The sequence below is a fragment of the Zongyangia hominis genome (genome assembly GCF_014385095.1).
Taxonomy (GTDB): Bacteria; Bacillota; Clostridia; order Oscillospirales; family Ruminococcaceae; genus Zongyangia; species Zongyangia hominis.
On record NZ_JACRTC010000003.1, the window covers coordinates 257,939 to 274,159 of the forward strand.

The window sequence follows — 16,221 nt, forward strand, 5'->3', positions numbered from 1 at the left end:
GCACCTCACTAGGCCTACTCTTCCGTTTGGGCGCATTCACTTTCCACCTCCTTGTCAAAAAGCTGCATATATACCGTTTCCAGCGTTGCCCCCGGGGCATAGCGGCCGATGAGTTCCTCCGGTGGGCCCGACGCCGTTATCCGACCGGACTTGAGCAAAATGACGTTGTCGGCGATGCTCTCAATATCCGGAACCACATGGGTCGCGACGAGCACCGTCCGCTCCTGGGCCAGCGACGCCAGCAGTTGGCGAACCCGGACCCTCTCCCTGGGGTCCAAACCCGCGGTAGGTTCGTCAAAGATGAGTAGGCGGGGATCGCCGAGCACCGCTTGTGCGATGAGCAGGCGCTGTTTCATTCCGCCTGAGTAAGCGCCGATCCTTTGATCCAGCTCAGCCGAAAGATTGACCAGCCCCGCTGTCCGTTCCACCTCACCGCCGATGTCCTTGCGGGGGATTTCTTTGAGAGCTGCCATATAACTGAGAAAACGGCGGCCGGTAAAATCATCGTAGAGCCCCTGTTGCTGGGGCGTGAACCCCAGCAGGCGGCGGTACGCTTTCCCCATGCGGCGGATGGGAATGCCGTCAAAGAGCACTTCTCCGCTATCGGGGAGCAAATTGTCGGTGAGGATGTTCATCAGGGTGGATTTTCCCGCCCCGTTGGGTCCCAATAGCCCCGTGACGCCGGGCTGAAGGAGAAGGCTGACTCCGTCCAGGGCCAGGTGGCCACGATAACTTTTCCGTATTTCACAAAGCTTTAGCATCATCAGCCCCCCTCGTTTTCGCCGCTGTTTTGGATGGGGATATAGGCGTCCCGATTGTTCCAGTAATCTTCCACATTGATGAGCGCGCAGTTCCAACCCTGTATCTCCACCTGATGGGTACCCGCCCAGGTCTTTTTCTCCTCACTGCGGTACCCGCAGAGCACCAGATACTGCTCCCCGTTGCGTGCCAGGACGGAGACCCTTTCCCGCGGCTTCTTGATAAACAGGGTAAAGGGGGAAAGCTCCCCGGTCTCGCTGTCCACTTTAAGGACATCGGTCACATCGGCATTGACCTGCTGGTTGTCGATGTAGATAACCAGCACATGGTCGTCCTCCGCTTCCAGCCAGTGCCGGCCTGCCGGCAGCTTATCGGTGAGCAGGGACACCTGGTCGTCGGCCAGTGTGAGACGACGGATGGTGGAGGAGGGCCCGCCGATATACACCGTGTCCCCGGCGACACAAAGGTCGTCCAGTTCCCCACCTTTGCCCGCGATGTGCTCTTTCTCTTCCCCGGTGGCAGGGTCCCGAGAGACGAGGCGGACGGGCGTCTGGGAGAATAGGGCGTTATACGCGCTGTCGCTGAGAGCGTTGGGGTTTTCTGTAAATTCGTATCGTTTGAGCAAAAGACGGTTGTCGTAAGCGCCCACCAGCAGGTCGAAGTAGTGAAGAGAACAGACGTCCTCCATGGTTTTTTGAACGGTATTGAAGACCACTAAGCGGCGGTTTTCGGTCACGGACTGGGCGAGACCGCCCTCCCCATTCTCCATCCGCGTGGTCTCGGCGGTGGCGTAAATATTCCCGCCGCCATAGACAATCGGCTCGGCAAGGAGGGTGCCGGTGGGCAGATCGAGCAGCTTTGTCCGCCCCGTACCGTCCGGATTCATGGAAAACAAACAGGGCGCGGCCGCCTCGATGCCGTCCCCCCCGATCCATACCGCCCCGCCGCCAATGGGCAGATAAAACAGAAACAGCTGATCTTCCTCCGCTAGAATTTTGTATTCAAAAGAGCTGCCCGGCAGATAAGCGGTACACTCGTCGGTATTGTGAGCACAGGACGGCTTCCCGCACAATGGCACTTCCTGACGGGAGGCGTAATCCACATAAAGCAGCAGGGCATAGGTGTCGCCATCCGTAGGGAGGTCCATGGATATCCGGTAGAAGCCTTTGCTGTTGCCGGAGCCCCGTCCCAGTGTCTGGAGCTGTGTCGAGGCTGGTCCACCGGAGGCGGAAGACGACTTCCCCAATGGGCCGCCGGAGGATGTGCCGTGGAAGGTGGAATGGCTTTGTTCTGTTTGGTCCCCCGCGGCGCATCCGGTGAAGAGCAGCAGGATGGCAAGGAATAGGAACAGTAGTCGTTTCAAAGATCATCACTCCTTCTGGGGCGGAATCGCCCCTGATTTTCAGGCGCGAAAAACCCCCGCGCCGGGTTAACATAGGCGCTGCTGCGCCGGAGTAAGCAATGGCCGCTGCGCCGGTACGGGCGCGCATTGCTTACAAACGTTATCCTAGCACGGGGGTGTATCTATGTCGTATCTATGTGGGGCCGGCGGGTACGAGTTGGGACCAGGTCAGCAGGGAGGACAGCAGATCAGGGAGGCGGTTATTGTCATAAAACCCAATGGGTGCGACGCATAGTAGGAGCCCATCGTCGTTATAGAGACAGTAAAGCTGCATTTGCGCTTTGGCGGACATCCGCCCAATTTCATTTTCCTTCCAGTCATTGAGCACATCCAGCCCCAGATACTGGAGATAGCCGTCCATTAGTTTTTGCCGGTCGGGCAGGGGGAGGGAGGTTGCCAACCCTTTCTGTCCGATGCCTAAAAAGATGAGTTTGCCGGTCTTTTGTTCGATCTGAAAGCGGATCAACGGATCTTGCGCCGTGGCCTCGGATGCCACCGCCACATAATGGGAAAGCATCCGGTTTTCGCCACCGGCGTTGGAATAAAAAACGGGCTGGGCTGGAAGAAGCGCGCCATAACCCGGTGGAAATCCCGCTTCTTCCAGCAGTTCTTTATACGCTTGGGGAAAGCTTTGTGATGCCGACCAGATGTCGGGGGCGGAGGAAGCGCTTTCATAGAGGTCCCGGATGGCTCCCAAAAGATAGATGTCCTCGGCTTGAGGGTCGATATTGGCGGAGGGGGTTTTCCGGGAATGGACGCCATGGATCTGTGCCTCATCCGACAGGTGGAAGTAAATCAGGGGAAAGAGGCCCGCGCCCACCGTCAAAAAGACGCACAAAACGATGGCCAGAATGGCGCGTAGGAGGGCTTTATCTGTCTTGATCCGCGCTTGCATCCGCCATCACCTCCAGTTCCACCCAAACCCGGGTTCCTTCTCCCGGCGCGCTCTCGAAATGCAGCGCTGTGCCGTGTATCCGGGCGATCCGTTCTCCCAGATACAGTCCTAACCCCGCGCCGCCCTGGGCCCGGGAACGGGATTTGTCCACCATGTAAAAAGGCTCGGTGATCCGCGCGAGCTCGTCGGGAGGGATTCCGCACCCTCGGTCCTCCACCGTGATCCGGTAGCGCGGGCCGAAGCGTTTGCCCGTCAGATAGACCACAGCGTCCCGCGGTTCGGATTTGCGCGCGTTATGGAGCAAGTTGGCAAGTAGGCACTCGAGGAGCGCGCCGTCGGCCATGACGGGGACGGTATCGGCTTCTACCTGCACCTGGACGCCGTCCCAGGCCGCGTCCATCCGCCGCTTGAGGCGCAGCAGCATCCCCTCCGCCTGGATGGGGACGAGGACGCTTCGTTTTTCCGTCAGCGCCATCAATTCCATAAGTTTGCGCGACAACTCCTCCAGACGCTTTCCCTCCTGGTAGATGAGGCTCGCATAGCGGAGCTGTTTTTCCTTGTCCACGGCGGCCGTGCGCAGAATATCGGCATAACCGATGATAGAGGTCATCGGCGTTTTTATCTCATGGGAAAAAGCGGAGATGAAATCATCCCTTTGCCGCAACGCGTCGTCAAGCTGATGAATTCTTGCCTCCACCGCCGCCGCCATACTGTCGAAGCTCATGCTCAGTTCCCCGATTTCGTCCCGCGTCCGTATTTCGGTGCGCTCGTGGTATGCGCCGGCCGCAATATTCCGGCTGGCGATGTTGAGCTTTTGGATGGGGCGGGTGAGGATGGTGGACAGTATACCCACGGCCGCTACCGACAGCAAGGAAATCAGCGCATCCAATAGCAAGAATTCCCGCAGCTGCCGGTCCCGTTCATGGTAGAGCGCCGTCACATCGTAAGCGCCCACCAAAGTCGCCTGATGGGAAGCGACGGCCATGCGGGAGGTGACGATCATGAAAGTGCGCCCCGCCGTCCGGCGAAGCAGGTAGGTGTCCTCCCCCTGCATCAGGGCCGCCTGTTTATCCTCATCCGGGAGGGCGGGCAGGTTTTCGGCGATCACCGCCCCGTCCTCGCCGTATAAGCCGATCAACCGGCTTGCCGCGTCGGAGTAATCGGTCATCCTCAGGGCGTATTCCTTGAGTTTTTCGTTGGAATAGGGAGCGCCTCCCAACACATATCCCAGTATGCTTGACTCGATGGCGTACCGTTCCAGCATGTGCTGGCCGGTGTTTTGAGCCGCAGCATTTTCCAAAGCGTGGGAAAAGTTGCGGGCCACCAGTAAGGTGCCCCCCAGGGAGAAGAGGATGGAGACGATAACCGTGACACTGAGTATAAGCTTAGCGGAAAATTTCATAGCGATGCCTCTAGCCGGTACCCGACTTTATAAACAGTCTGGATTTTATCCTCCCAGCCCAGCTTTTTGCGCAACCGCTGGATATGGAGATCCAGCTTCCGGGTGCAACCGGTGAAGTCCTCGCCCCACACCTTTTCAAACAGGGTTTCCCGATAGAGGGCGGCGCCCCGGTTGCGCATGAGGAATAGAAGCAGATCGTATTCCTTGGGTGTCAGCTCCACCCGCGTTCCGTTTTGCATGACCTCCCGGGCCGCCGTATCCACCGTCACATCCCCCGCATGGAGCAAGCCCCGGCTTTTGTTGTACCGGCGCAGCACCAGCGCAACGCGGGCTACCAGCTCATCGAGATCGAAGGGCTTGACGATATAATCGTCCGCACCCATGCGCAGCCCTTTGACCCTGTCGGCGGGCGTTCCCTTGGCGGTGATGAATATGGCGGGTATGTTGAGTTGTCCCAGATACTCCATCAGTTCATATCCGTCGATTTCGGGCAGCATGATGTCGAGTAGGACCAAGTCATAGTCGCGCTCCTCCAGCCGGTCCGCCGCTTCCCGCCCGGTAGCCGCGTGTTCCCAAGCGTATCCCGCGCGGTCGAGCGCCACGCCGATGAGTTCCGCGATGGTGGACTCGTCTTCCGCAATGAGTATCCGAATGGCACCCATCATTCCATTCCTCCTTCCTTTGCAGTGATTGTTTTATTATAACACAAAAATGCATCCAACTTGTATCAGCTCGCGCGCCACTCGGCTTGGGGCGTGACCGGCAACATGGCGCTGTGAAGGGAAAGTTAAGGGAGGGGGGAGCGCGCGGCCGGGAAGGCTTGCAAAAAAGGCCCGTCCCAAGCGGCCATAGCTTCGGGGACGGGCCTTTTGTTTCATTTTTTCATGGTGGGGTTTGCCTGATGCCGTGCCATGGCGAGGGCTTGCCTCGGGATACGCCGAACGCCGATCAGGGCTTGACACGGTCCTTGCGTGCCTGTTCGATGGCGTTATAGAGGTAATTGACATCGATGGGCTTGGGAATAAAGCCGGTCATGCCAGCTGCCAGCGCCGCATCCACATCCTCTTTGAAGGTGTTGGCGGTCATGGCCAAGATGGGGATGGAGGCGGTGTCGGGGCGTAGGGAACGGATGGCCTGGGTCGCCTCCAAACCGTTCATCTCCGGCATGAGGATGTCCATCAGGATGATCTGATAGGTTCCGGGCCGGCTCTCTTTCATCAGCGCAACCGCCTGCTTGCCGTTTTCCGCATGGGTGACCTGTGCGCCCTGCAAAGTCAAAAGTTCCTTGGCGATTTCCGCGTTGAGAAGATTGTCTTCCGCCAGCAGAATGGAAAGGCCCTGCAGCCGGTCTTTCTTTGTACAGGCAGCCGGCTGCGCCATTTGGGCGAAGTTCCGGCCTTTAGGGAAGGTGACGGTGAAATAAAATTCACTGCCCTCGTTTGTCCGGCTTTGGAGGAGCAGTTCCCCGCCCATGAGCTGGACAATGTTTTTGCTGATGGCCAGTCCAAGGCCGGTCCCTTGGCTCTTGGTGATGTTGGGGCCCACCTGTTCAAAGCTGAGGAAGATGCGCTCGTGGTCTTCCTCCGAAATGCCCACGCCGGTGTCGGCGACCCGGAAGGTGAAGGTGGCCTCCTCGGGGGTAGAGGCGTCCTCCCTGGCAAGGATGCGGACAGTGCCGCCGGGCGGGGTGAATTTAAAGGCGTTAGAGAGCAGGTTGAGGAAAACCTGACGCAGCCGGACCGGATCGCCGAGGACCACATCGTTTTGTATTTGTTTCTCCACACGGAAGTTGAGGTTTCTCTCCTGGGCCTCCGCCTTCATCATGTTTTGCAGCTCATCGAGTAGGAGTCCGAGGGAGAAGGATTCGCGGCTCAGGTCCATCTTGCCGTTTTCAATGCGGCTCATATCGAGAATGTCGTTGATGAGCCCCAGCAGATAATGGGAGGAAGATTTAATTTTCGCTAAATTTCCCTGCGCCTTTTCCGGCAGCCCCTCCATCATGCCCGTTAAATCGGTGAGCCCTACAATGGCGTTCATGGGGGTGCGGATTTCATGGCTCATCCGGGAGAGAAATTCGCTCTTGGCCCGGCTTTCCGCTTCCGCCTTTTCCAGCTCGTTCTGCATGGCCGCGGTGTGCAGCCGGGCGCGGAAAATCAAGATGACGGTGGCGAGGATGAGCAGCAAAAAGACCGATACCACCGAAATCGCCAGTTCGGGGTTGGCGTAAATGATGCCGGTCAAGGTCATCCGGGATTCGCCAATGGAAACCAAGTTTCGACTGCTGATGGTGTCCCTTTGCTCTTCGGTCATATTGTTGATGGCCTTGTTGACGATGGTGAACAAATCCGGGTCCACCGGCACGCCCATTGCAAAGCCGATGTCCGTGCTGTCGTTAACCAGATTCACCTGTACCACATTGGGAAAATGCTGTTGCTGCATGATATATTCCAGATGGGAAGAGATGCCATAGAAAAAGTCCACTTTGCCCTTGTTGACATCGGAGAGCGCTTCAGCGACGGTGAGGTAGTGCTTGACCTCATCCGCCACGATATTGGAGGGCAGCTCACAGCCCTCCAGGACCGCTCCCACCAATCCTTCGGCCGGATAAGTGGACTCCTTGTTGCGCACGAGGATGGAATCCATCTTGGTGTAGGAGGAGGTCAGTGCCAGGCCCCGTTCCATGGCGTCCTCCTCTGTCCCCACAAAGAAGCCCAGCATATCGGCCTCGCCGCTTTGCACCTTGCTGATCGATTCGGCATAATTGTCACAATAGAGATAGGAAAACTGGAGCCCTGCATAATTGGCCACTTCCTTTAGAAAATCGGGGACCAGGCCGTCGTGCTGATCCTCGTTATCCAAACAGAATATGGGGTGCCAGTTGTTGGGGACCGCTACCGTCACCGTCCCTTTCTGCCGGACGTAGCCCTGTTCCTGGCGGCTGAGCACGATGTGGCCGCTGCCGATGGTGGAAAAATTGGCGGCATAGACTTCCGAGGCAAAGTTGGGATTGGCTTGATAAATTTTTTCCAGCGCCATATTTAAGCCGTCCAGGACTTCCTGGTTGCCGGGGGTGGTCACGATATAGTGGGCCTGGGATTCAATGGTGGCGGCCACATTGAATCCGGATTCCGAGTCTTTACTGTTGCCCACCAGCATGTCGACCTCCCCATTTTCTAAAAAGGGGAAGAGATCGCCGGTGATGGACAAGTCTTCGAAGGTATAGGTCTTGATGGTGCAGTCCAGATCGTTGCTGGATAGATACTCTTTGAGCCGGCGGATATTTTCGGTGGCCCGCTCGAAAACGCCGATGGTTTTGCCGTTGAAGGTGCTCAGGTCATAGCTCTTGATCCGGTCATCATCCCGGCGGGTTAAGAGGACGATTTTGCTGTATCCGCAGTTGAAGTCGGGGTAGGCGAAGTATTCCTCATATCCCTCCGCGTAATAGTTTCCGCCCATCAGATCAAAATCACCGGAAAAGAACTGATCGAGCAAATTGGTGCTGTTGGTATCCACATATTCATATTTCCAGCCGGTATACTTAGCGATTTCATTGAGAAAATCGACCACCAGGCCATAGCGATGTCCGTCCGGCGTGGTCATGGTATAGCCTTCCGCATCGGGATAGGCAACACGCAGCACCTTTTCCTCCGCTTGCGCCGCACAGGGTATCATGAGCGCTGTGAGCAGTACGGCGATGAGAAAGACGGCGCAAAACCGCATGTTTCGGCTGAAATATTTCATCTGTACACCTTCTATTCAAAGTTGTAACCGCAAAAACAGATAGATACGGTCATATTATGTTCTCAAACTGCGCGGGAAGGATGGCTGGTTACAGCCTGTCCGCACAGCAGATGCTTTGGGATTGTGTTGCTTTACATTTTACCATAGTCAATCCCCTCGCGCCATAGCTTTTACACATTGTGTTCCATTTTTCCGGCCGGATTTTCCCAAAAACACCATTTTTTTGCCACTGTTGGGCCCTGGCGATGGACGATGGCCGTGCATCCGGCGGCGGCCTTCCCCTGCGCGCGTTTTCGCCCGCCCGAGGCTGCCCATAGCATTTGGAACAGGCAGCCTTGGGGAAAGAGGGGGAAATTCGCTGGCGACCAATACCGAAACGATAAAAAATAAGTTGTCAATGGTCTTATTGACTCAACTCAATATGAATATTTCATGAATTTACAACAAAAGCTTTGACAGGAAAGACAACTCTGTGCTATAATCAAGTTGTCAATATAACGAGAATTGTATTGCTTTCTCCTCTTTTTTATAATTATATTCTTTCCTCCATCCTGAACTTTTTAGTTCGTCTCCAGCAGAAAAATACCGCCGACTTGTGTCAGCGGTATTTTTCTGCTTTTCTTTGGCCGCAATAAAAAAGCGCCCGGAAGCGGGCGCTTTGCATGGCTTTAGGACTCTTTGCGGCTAATCATACCGATTAACACCGTGGTGGCCAAGGCAAGCACGGTGTACACCGCCACCCAGACCCAAAAGCTTGTATTGAAAAATAAGAACATGCCAAGAATGTAGGAGACGGCCAAGGTGGCTATCACCATCCACTTGGTGCGGATGAGCAGGGTCAAGGCAACTGTGAGCAGGATGGTCAGGAGCGGCAGCAGGGTTAACACCAGGAGAAAGGGATTAACAAAGCCGCTGCTCAAGTAGAGAAGTAGCTGCACCAGCGCCACGGTGAGGGCGCAAAACAGGATTTTTCCGGACTTGGTTAGATTCATCAAAGGAAGACCTCTCTCTCAAAAGCCAAAAGGCATGACTTATACACAGGAAAACGTAATAAAAAGTTAATGGCTATTGCTGGAACGCTGTGATATGATACACATGTTATCATAGAAGGGGTGGGGCGTCAACCGTGAAAGAAAGAAGAAAATCCGGGACAAAACAGAATCAATGGTATGTTCATCCATAAGTTAGTATGATATAATGATTTTGTTGTCGAATGATTGCGGCAGGAAAGAGAAGACTGGCGCACAGTTGGGCACAGTTGCGGAGGTAAAAAGTTTGGACGCGAAAAAGATTTGGACCATACCGAATGTACTATCCTTTGTCAGGATTTTATTGATTCCTATCTTTGTATACTTTTATCTGACAGCCGAAACCGTACAGGAATATTACATTGCCGCCGCCGTCATACTGCTTTCGGGATTGACCGATATGGCGGATGGCATCATTGCCCGGCACTTTCATATGATTACCGACTTTGGTAAAATTATCGACCCCATTGCGGACAAGCTGACCCAGGGCACCGTGGCCATTTGCCTGGCCATCCGTATTCCCGGCATGGCGGTGCTCCTATCCATCTTCATCATCAAAGAAGTGCTGATGATGCTGGGCGGTTACCGGTTGCTGCGGGGCGGCGCGAAAATCCAAGGCGCCCAGTGGTTCGGCAAGCTCTCCACCGTGATTTTTTATATCGTCATGCTGGCCACGGTGGCGTTTCCCACTCTCGACCGCACGGTAACTACGGTGATGATCTGCATTTCCGCCGGATTCATGATCTTTTCTTTTATTATGTATCTCCCCGTGTACCGGGAGCTTAAAAAGGAGACAGCAAAAAACGACCAAGGCCAAAAGTAAAAATAGCCGCGAAAGCGGCTGTTTTCGCGCTGGAAGGGCGGATGCCCGCAGCCATACTCATGCGCCGTCCCCCGATGCGCCGGCTTTCTTGACGCCGCTTTGGGAGCGCCATAGGGGAACTAAGACCAATAGATGGCAGTTGGCTTGACAGTTCAGATATTTGGCGGTAGAGTAGAGAAGACAGGTTCTCCTATGTCAAAGCAACCACTTTGGGACAAAGGGGAAACGGTTTCATTCAGTATTATTTAGGAGATTAGCTTTATGAAGAATAATAAGACCACGGAGATTGTACGCTGACCGGGAGGTTTGCGTCTGTCAGTGGTAACACAAACCTCCCAAAAGTAGCATTTTACTTTTAGGAGGAACCATCCCATGAATCGGGAAAATAAAAAAAAATCATTTGAAAAAGGGTATTACAAAAAACACGCCTGTAACGAGACGTTTTTGTGCAAAAGCTGCGGAAGAACCGTAGTTCCGGCCGGAGCCGGAAGCGAGCACAGAAATCATTGCCCGAATTGCCTGACCAGTCTCCACGTCGACAACGAACCGGGGGACCGGGCGGCCGGCTGCGGCGGAAGGATGGAGCCAATCGCCGTATGGGTCCGCAAGAATGGCGAGTGGGCGATCATCCATCGCTGCCGCATCTGCGGGAGCCTGCGCTCCAACAGAATTGCCGCCGACGACAATCCGATGATGCTCATGTCACTGGCGATGAAACCGGTGGCCCGCCCGCCTTTCCCATTGGAAAAACTCGAAGAAATGACGGCCCTCATGGGCGGAGACGGATCGGTGAAATAAGCACAAAAAAGGCCGGTGAGACAGCTTGTCTCACCGGCCTTTTTGCAGCTTTTTCTATTTTTCCAGAAAGGCGAGGAGCGCTTCATAACACCGGGAGGCTTCGATATAACCGGTGTCGTAGAGCGCCTGGAGCTTCCGCTTATTTTTATCGGTGCTCTTGACAGCCACCGGATTTTGGGGCGCAATGATGAAAACAGAGCCCTCCGCTTCCATCCGCCGCAGCTCATCCAGGGTGCGGTTATACATCAGATGCCGGTTTTCCAAGGCCTTCACAAATTGGGGATATTGGCGGTATTTGCGCCGCAAAAGCGCCATATGCTTCCCCGGCTCCTTGCGATAGGCGCGGTCCCGGGTGAGGATCACCACATGCTTTTTGTTCCCGTCGGCAATGGATTTGTCGATGGGGATGGAGTCGGCGATGCCACCGTCCAGGAGCTTGTGTCCGGCGAAGGAGACGATGGGGGAAATGAGGGGCAGGGAAGAGGAAGCGGCCAGCGGCGTGCAGTCGTAGTCCATCTCTTCCTTGGAGAAGAAGAGGGCTTGCCCTGTCTCACAGTCGGTAGTGCCGATATAAAAGGCGGTATCGCTGCCGTAGAAGGTGTCGTAATCGAGGGGTACCAGGTGGTGGGGCATGTCTTTAAAGATAAAGTCCATGCCGAAGAGGGAGCCGGTTTTTATGAGACTGCGCAGGCTGAGATACCGGGGGTCCTCGATGTAACCGATGTTGATCTCATAGTTGCGACCCCGTTGGCGGCTGACATAGGAGCATCCATTGCAGGCCCCGGCGGAAACCCCCACCACATAGGGCAGATAGAGGTTGTGGTCCATAAAAAAGTCCAGCACCCCGATGGTGTAAAGCCCTCGCAGGCCGCCGCCTTCCAGTACCAGTCCAATGTTTTCCATCCTTGCATTGCTCCTTTCATATGCCGCCGCAAAATCATGGGAAGCGGTCCGTCCAGCGGCCATGCCTTTGCGTCCCCCATGGGAGCGACCCCGCTCCCCTAGCGAAAATTGACACCCAGCCTTGCCGGGCGTCCGCTCGCCGTGTGAGGGTGTCTGCGCCCCGCGCTGTATCCTTGGGACCGCTCGGTCGCCGCAGGCTGACTCCCATTATACCAGTCCGACCGTCAAAATTCAATTGACCATCCGGCGAGGAGGGGTATAATAGAGAAAAGAGTAAAGGAGGCGCGGGGATGCGGGACAAAGAAAAAGTCGATCTTCACATTCACTCCACCTGTTCCGACGGCACCATGACCCCCGAAGCCATCTGTGCGCGGGCGGCGGCGCGGGGCGTAGGGCTCATGGCCATCTGCGACCACAACTGCCTGGACGCCTTGGGGCGGCTGGAAGCCACCGCCCGGAAAGAGAAACTGCGTTGGGTCACCGGGGTGGAACTGGACTGCGGGTTCGAAAACCGGGTCTACCATGTGCTGGGCTATGGCTTTAGCGCCAAGGACGCGGCCTTCCGAAAGCTGGTGCGGGAAAACCGGCGCAAGCTCGACCAGATGAGCGTCGATCTGCTAAAAAGGATGGAGGAAGATTTCCCCCAGGTATCTTTGGAGGAATTCCTGCGCTACCCCAACAACCCCGCCCGGGGCGGTTGGGCGGCGCTCAATTACTTCTTGGACAAGGGAATCGCCTCCAACTTTGACGAGGTCATGCAGCTGTATGGGAAATATAAATGCAGCTACGCCAAAGCGGGCTTTGTGTCCATGGAGGAGGCCTGCGCCGCCATCCACGCCGCCGGGGGACGGGCAGTCCTCGCCCACCCGGGCTATTCCATCAAGGGGGATCGGAGTCAGTATCAAGCGGCGCTGCGCCGGATGCTCCTGTGCGGGCTCGACGGCATCGAGTGCTATTATCCGCTGCACACCCCCCAACAGCGGGAGGACGCCCTGGCCCTCTGCCGGGAGCGGGATCTGCTCATCACCAGCGGCAGCGACTGCCACGGGGACTTTCAGAAGACCTACGAGGGCGGCATTCTGGACATCGGGGTAAACGATACCCGCTGGGAAGAAATCCGCCTGGGGGACATCGCCGTCCAGGGGGAAAACGAGGAAAAATAAAAGACCCGGACTTTAAAGTCCGGGTCTTTTATTTTTAATGGAAGATGGAAGTGAGAACATGGAGCAGGGGACGCCAGATGCGGGGGAATTCCCGCAAAATCAGATCACGTACCTGGTCCCGGGGCAGTTCCGTAAATTTGGCGGGGAGGGAGTTTGTCAGCGTCCTCACACCGTCCACGGTGTTGCCGATGGCCAGATGGCCGGAGGATGCCATGTCCCCGATGGCAATTTGGGAGGCGACGGCGGCCCAGCCGATGGCATACTGGCCCACGGCCAGTCCGCCCAGCGCGACGATGCCCACGGCCACGCCGCCCAGGGCAAATCCACCCACCGCCACACCGCCCAGGGCCATCAAAAGCCCTATGGCCAGCGCCCCCAAAGAAAGGAGTCCGACGCTAACGCATCCGAAACTAACGACACCCAGGGAAACAAGGCCCAAGGAAAGGATGCCGGTGGCCACGTTGCCCACGGCGATGACGCCCTTGGCCCGGCACCCCAGCCCGAAGTGGATGTGGACGAGAGGAAGGCCCCGCAGAGTGCGTTTGCTTTTATATTCGTAGTGGCGCAAAGGGATGTGCAGGACAATTTTCCGGCTGCCGGTATCGGCGAGACCGGCGGGAAGATCCGGGGCAGGGGAGGGCGCTTCGGGCGGAGGGGCCTCCTCCCCCCGTAGGAGGGCGTCCACACTGACGCCGTAGAGGCCGCTGAGTGCCAGGAGATTTCCTATATCGGGGGAGGAAGCGCCGGACTCCCACTTGGAGACGGCCTGCCGGGAGATGCCCAGCTGTTCGGCCAGATCCTCTTGGGAGTAGCCGCGCTCTTTTCTGAGCGCTTGCAAACGCTGTGATAGTTCCATGAACGATACTGCCTTTCCGGCGGGGGATCCCGCCTTGGTAGTTTAGATAGGTAAACCTTGGCTGAAAGCCTGCAACCAGCATAACTTGCCGGGGAGAAAAAGGCCACCAACCAGCGCTTTCTTTTTGTCAACCAGCGGTTGCATGGAGCAAAAAATGCCTATTTAACCTCGTTCATAATCGCTCTGGGAGAAATAAGAGGGGTAACCGATGTCTGCGGTGGGGTGGTTTTGGAGCAGGAAGCGCTTTAAATCAAAGCACAGGTCACAGCGGTTGACGTAACGCTCCCGGGAGGGTGTAAAGCCAAAGCCCTTGGCATAGTCCCAGAGACCGGCGGGCCCTCTTTCATAGGCGGCGTAAAGGGCGGGATATTTCTCCCGGTCCAAAACCCCGTCCACGTCGGCCAAAGCGATGGTAAAGCCGGTGCAGACCGGCGGAATATAGTTTTCGTAGAGGTCCAAATGGCAGTGGCCGGTGGAGGTCAGGCAGGTGCAGGGTCCGTTTTCTCCCGCGATGTCCCCCGGCCGCTTTTGCACATAGGCCCCGCGGCACAGGGAGATGGCCCGGCCGTTGCAGTTGAGCCCATAGGAGCGGGCGGCGTCGGACTGGTAGTCCCCGCCGAAGAGGGCGTCGAACTCTTTAATGGGGTGGGGGACGCTGGTGTCGAGAAGCTCTAGGTCCCCGCCGAAATTGCCGGGCCAGATGAACGTCCCCATGCCCTCCTTCCGGCACAGGCGGATGAGCTCCTTTTGTTTCGAATAGGGGATAAACTCGTTGTGAAATGGGTCTACCGAAATGAGCAGACAGTCTACCCCCACTTTTAGCAGCTGCCGGAGGAGGGAAACGGTCTTTTCCTCCAAGATGTGCCAGGAGGCGTTGGTCTCGATGTATTCGATGCCGATGCCGTGCTCCTTGGCGAGGGAACAGATGGAAAGGAGCGCCTCGGGGCGAAGAAACGGCTCCCCGCCGCCGATGTGGCAGCTGCGCACCCGGCGGCTTTTCATCCAGGAGAAGACCCGCCCGGCGGTTTCTACACTCATATAATCCCCCGGCCATCCGGGGGAGGAGGAATAGCAGCAGTGGCGGCACTTGGCGCTGCATTTGTAGTTGACGATGACGCCCATGCTGTGGATGGGTCCGATTTTCATGAGGGGCACGCTCCTTTCCCGGGTTCCTTCGGCAGAAAGGGCTTAAAACGCTCGGTCCGACACCCTCCCTGTCCCTTTTTTTACAAAACACAGGGGACGTGCGGGCGCGTCCCCTTAAACGGGTCTATTTTCCAAAAATTGCCGCGGCTTTTTCCATCCGCTCCACCACCGGCACCTGGAAGGGGCAGTTGCGCTCGCAGCTGCGGCAGGCGATGCACTCGCTGGCGTGGTGCTCCAAAGCCTCATAGTGGGCCCGGATGGTGGCGGGCACCTCCGGCTCCGCGGCGGCCAGGTCCAGGAACTTGCCCACCTGGGCCACGTCGATGTGCTTGGGGCAGGGGAGGCAGTGGTTACAGTACATGCACTGGCCCTTGGCGGCGGCAAACTGCCAAGCGCCCGCCAGCGCTTCGGTGTAGTCCCGCTCCTGGGCCGAGGCTTTTTCATAGGCCGCGGCGGCGCGGACCTCCTCCGGGGTGCGGCAGCCCACCAACACCGAGGAAACGGCCGGGCGGTCCAGGGCGTAGTGGACGCACTGGGCGGGGGTGAGGGAGACCCCCAGCGGGGAGGTGTCGGCGCTGAGAAGCCGTCCGGCTCCCAGCGGCTTCATGACGGTGATGCCCACCCCCATTCTTTCACAGGTGCGGTAAAGCTGCTCCCTGGCCGCGTTGATGCCGGCCACACCCTCCCGCCGCTCGGTGATGCCGCCGAACAGGCCGTCCAGGTCGGTCCCGGCGGGGGCGAGGTCAAAGGAGGGGTTGATGCTGAACATTAGTACGTCGATGAGCCCGGTCTCCACGGCCATCCGGGCGACGCCGGGGTCGTGAGAACTCATGCCCAAAAGGCGGATGACGCCCTCTTTCTTAAGGCGCTTGGCATACTCGATGACCGGGCTGTGGAAGACCGCTTCAAAGTCGGCGGGGGTGTCCACATAGTGGAGCATGCCGATGTCCACGTAGTCGGTGCGCAGGCGGACAAGGAAGTCCTCGAAGAAGTGCTCGCACTCGTCAATCTTCCGGGTGCGGCAGTATTGGCCGTTGAGCCAAGCCGCGCCGATGTGGCCCTGCAAAAGCACCTGGTCCCGCCGCCCGGCCAGCGCGCTGCCGATATCGGTGCGGACCTGGGGCTCGGACATAAAGATATCAAAGATATTCATCCCCTGCTTGAGAGCTTCGTCCACTACGGCGCGGATGGCGCCGGCCTCCATGCCCTGTAAATGCTCGCAGCCAAGGCCTACCTGGCTGACCAAAACGCCGGATTTTCCCAGCGGACGGCGTGTAATGTTCTCCTTCATCGCACTTTCTCCTT

14 protein-coding genes are annotated in these 16,221 nt (G+C 57.1%); 3 read left to right on the forward strand and 11 right to left on the reverse strand.

Annotated features, from left to right (window positions below):
- Positions 1-14 precede the first annotated feature (14 nt).
- The 7 genes from H8709_RS06555 to H8709_RS06585 all read right to left on the reverse strand — a co-directional run bounded on the left by H8709_RS06555 (position 15) and on the right by H8709_RS06585 (position 9,191).
- Positions 15-761, reverse strand: a complete 747-nt coding sequence (locus H8709_RS06555; protein WP_262397570.1) for an ATP-binding cassette domain-containing protein — start codon at positions 759-761, stop codon at positions 15-17.
- 2 nt (positions 762-763) lie between these two features.
- Complete coding sequence (locus H8709_RS06560; RefSeq protein WP_262397571.1) at positions 764-2,122, reverse strand: hypothetical protein; 1,359 nt, start codon at positions 2,120-2,122, stop codon at positions 764-766.
- 172 nt (positions 2,123-2,294) lie between these two features.
- A complete protein-coding gene (locus H8709_RS06565) occupies positions 2,295-3,056 on the reverse strand; it encodes a hypothetical protein (protein ID WP_262397572.1) in 762 nt (253 codons plus the stop codon).
- Positions 3,031-4,458, reverse strand: coding sequence for a sensor histidine kinase (locus H8709_RS06570; RefSeq protein WP_262397573.1), 1,428 nt, complete (start codon positions 4,456-4,458; stop codon positions 3,031-3,033). The genes H8709_RS06565 and H8709_RS06570 overlap by 26 nt, the downstream gene beginning before the upstream one ends.
- A complete protein-coding gene (locus H8709_RS06575) occupies positions 4,455-5,123 on the reverse strand; it encodes a response regulator transcription factor (protein WP_262397574.1) in 669 nt (222 codons plus the stop codon). Before H8709_RS06575 ends, H8709_RS06570 begins: the two co-directional genes overlap by 4 nt.
- 283 nt (positions 5,124-5,406) lie before the next feature.
- Positions 5,407-8,199 carry an ATP-binding protein gene (locus H8709_RS06580; protein WP_262397575.1) on the reverse strand — a complete coding sequence of 931 codons (2,793 nt, stop codon included), beginning with the start codon at positions 8,197-8,199 and terminating at the stop codon, positions 5,407-5,409.
- A 668-nt stretch (positions 8,200-8,867) separates the two neighbouring features.
- Positions 8,868-9,191 (reverse strand): DUF2651 family protein, encoded by a 324-nt coding sequence (locus H8709_RS06585; RefSeq protein WP_262397576.1) that lies wholly within the window; start codon positions 9,189-9,191, stop codon positions 8,868-8,870.
- A gap of 283 nt (positions 9,192-9,474) precedes the next feature.
- Between H8709_RS06585 and H8709_RS06590 the strand changes: the two genes are divergently transcribed.
- Positions 9,475-10,050, forward strand: a complete 576-nt coding sequence (locus H8709_RS06590; protein ID WP_262397577.1) for a CDP-alcohol phosphatidyltransferase family protein — start codon at positions 9,475-9,477, stop codon at positions 10,048-10,050.
- Between the two features lie 372 nt (positions 10,051-10,422).
- Entirely contained in the window at positions 10,423-10,848 is a 426-nt protein-coding gene (locus H8709_RS06595) for an RNHCP domain-containing protein (RefSeq protein ID WP_262397578.1), read from the forward strand.
- Between the two features lie 54 nt (positions 10,849-10,902).
- On the opposite strand, the gene H8709_RS06600 is transcribed toward H8709_RS06595, so the two are convergent.
- A complete protein-coding gene (locus tag H8709_RS06600; protein ID WP_262397579.1) occupies positions 10,903-11,751 on the reverse strand; it encodes a patatin-like phospholipase family protein in 849 nt (282 codons plus the stop codon).
- Between the two features lie 290 nt (positions 11,752-12,041).
- On the opposite strand from H8709_RS06600, the gene H8709_RS06605 reads away from it, so the two are divergent.
- Positions 12,042-12,914: a PHP domain-containing protein gene (locus tag H8709_RS06605; protein WP_262397580.1), complete on the forward strand. Its 873-nt coding sequence runs from the start codon at positions 12,042-12,044 to the stop codon at positions 12,912-12,914.
- A 34-nt stretch (positions 12,915-12,948) separates the two neighbouring features.
- On the opposite strand, the gene H8709_RS06610 is transcribed toward H8709_RS06605, so the two are convergent.
- The 3 genes from H8709_RS06610 to H8709_RS06620 all read right to left on the reverse strand — a co-directional run bounded on the left by H8709_RS06610 (position 12,949) and on the right by H8709_RS06620 (position 16,207).
- Entirely contained in the window at positions 12,949-13,770 is an 822-nt protein-coding gene (locus H8709_RS06610) for a helix-turn-helix domain-containing protein (protein ID WP_262397581.1), read from the reverse strand.
- Between the two features lie 162 nt (positions 13,771-13,932).
- Complete coding sequence (locus H8709_RS06615; RefSeq protein WP_262397582.1) at positions 13,933-14,916, reverse strand: radical SAM protein; 984 nt, start codon at positions 14,914-14,916, stop codon at positions 13,933-13,935.
- Positions 14,917-15,040: 124 nt separating this feature from the next.
- Complete coding sequence (locus tag H8709_RS06620) at positions 15,041-16,207, reverse strand: aldo/keto reductase (RefSeq protein ID WP_262397583.1); 1,167 nt, start codon at positions 16,205-16,207, stop codon at positions 15,041-15,043.
- Positions 16,208-16,221 lie beyond the last annotated feature (14 nt).

What these genes read in the sequence shown, in the direction of transcription:
- H8709_RS06595 (WP_262397578.1), top strand. Translation starts at nt 10,423, where the DNA reads ATGAATCGGGAAAATAAAAAAAAATCATTTGAAAAAGGGTATTACAAA.
- H8709_RS06585 (WP_262397576.1), bottom strand. Translation starts at nt 9,191, where the DNA reads ATGAATCTAACCAAGTCCGGAAAAATCCTGTTTTGCGCCCTCACCGTG.
- H8709_RS06555 (WP_262397570.1), bottom strand. Translation starts at nt 761, where the DNA reads ATGCTAAAGCTTTGTGAAATACGGAAAAGTTATCGTGGCCACCTGGCC.
- H8709_RS06570 (WP_262397573.1), bottom strand. Translation starts at nt 4,458, where the DNA reads ATGAAATTTTCCGCTAAGCTTATACTCAGTGTCACGGTTATCGTCTCC.
- H8709_RS06580 (WP_262397575.1), bottom strand. Translation starts at nt 8,199, where the DNA reads ATGAAATATTTCAGCCGAAACATGCGGTTTTGCGCCGTCTTTCTCATC.
- H8709_RS06620 (WP_262397583.1), bottom strand. Translation starts at nt 16,207, where the DNA reads ATGAAGGAGAACATTACACGCCGTCCGCTGGGAAAATCCGGCGTTTTG.
- H8709_RS06600 (WP_262397579.1), bottom strand. Translation starts at nt 11,751, where the DNA reads ATGGAAAACATTGGACTGGTACTGGAAGGCGGCGGCCTGCGAGGGCTT.
- H8709_RS06605 (WP_262397580.1), top strand. Translation starts at nt 12,042, where the DNA reads ATGCGGGACAAAGAAAAAGTCGATCTTCACATTCACTCCACCTGTTCC.
- H8709_RS06615 (WP_262397582.1), bottom strand. Translation starts at nt 14,916, where the DNA reads ATGAAAATCGGACCCATCCACAGCATGGGCGTCATCGTCAACTACAAA.
- H8709_RS06575 (WP_262397574.1), bottom strand. Translation starts at nt 5,123, where the DNA reads ATGATGGGTGCCATTCGGATACTCATTGCGGAAGACGAGTCCACCATC.
- H8709_RS06610 (WP_262397581.1), bottom strand. Translation starts at nt 13,770, where the DNA reads ATGGAACTATCACAGCGTTTGCAAGCGCTCAGAAAAGAGCGCGGCTAC.
- H8709_RS06565 (WP_262397572.1), bottom strand. Translation starts at nt 3,056, where the DNA reads ATGCAAGCGCGGATCAAGACAGATAAAGCCCTCCTACGCGCCATTCTG.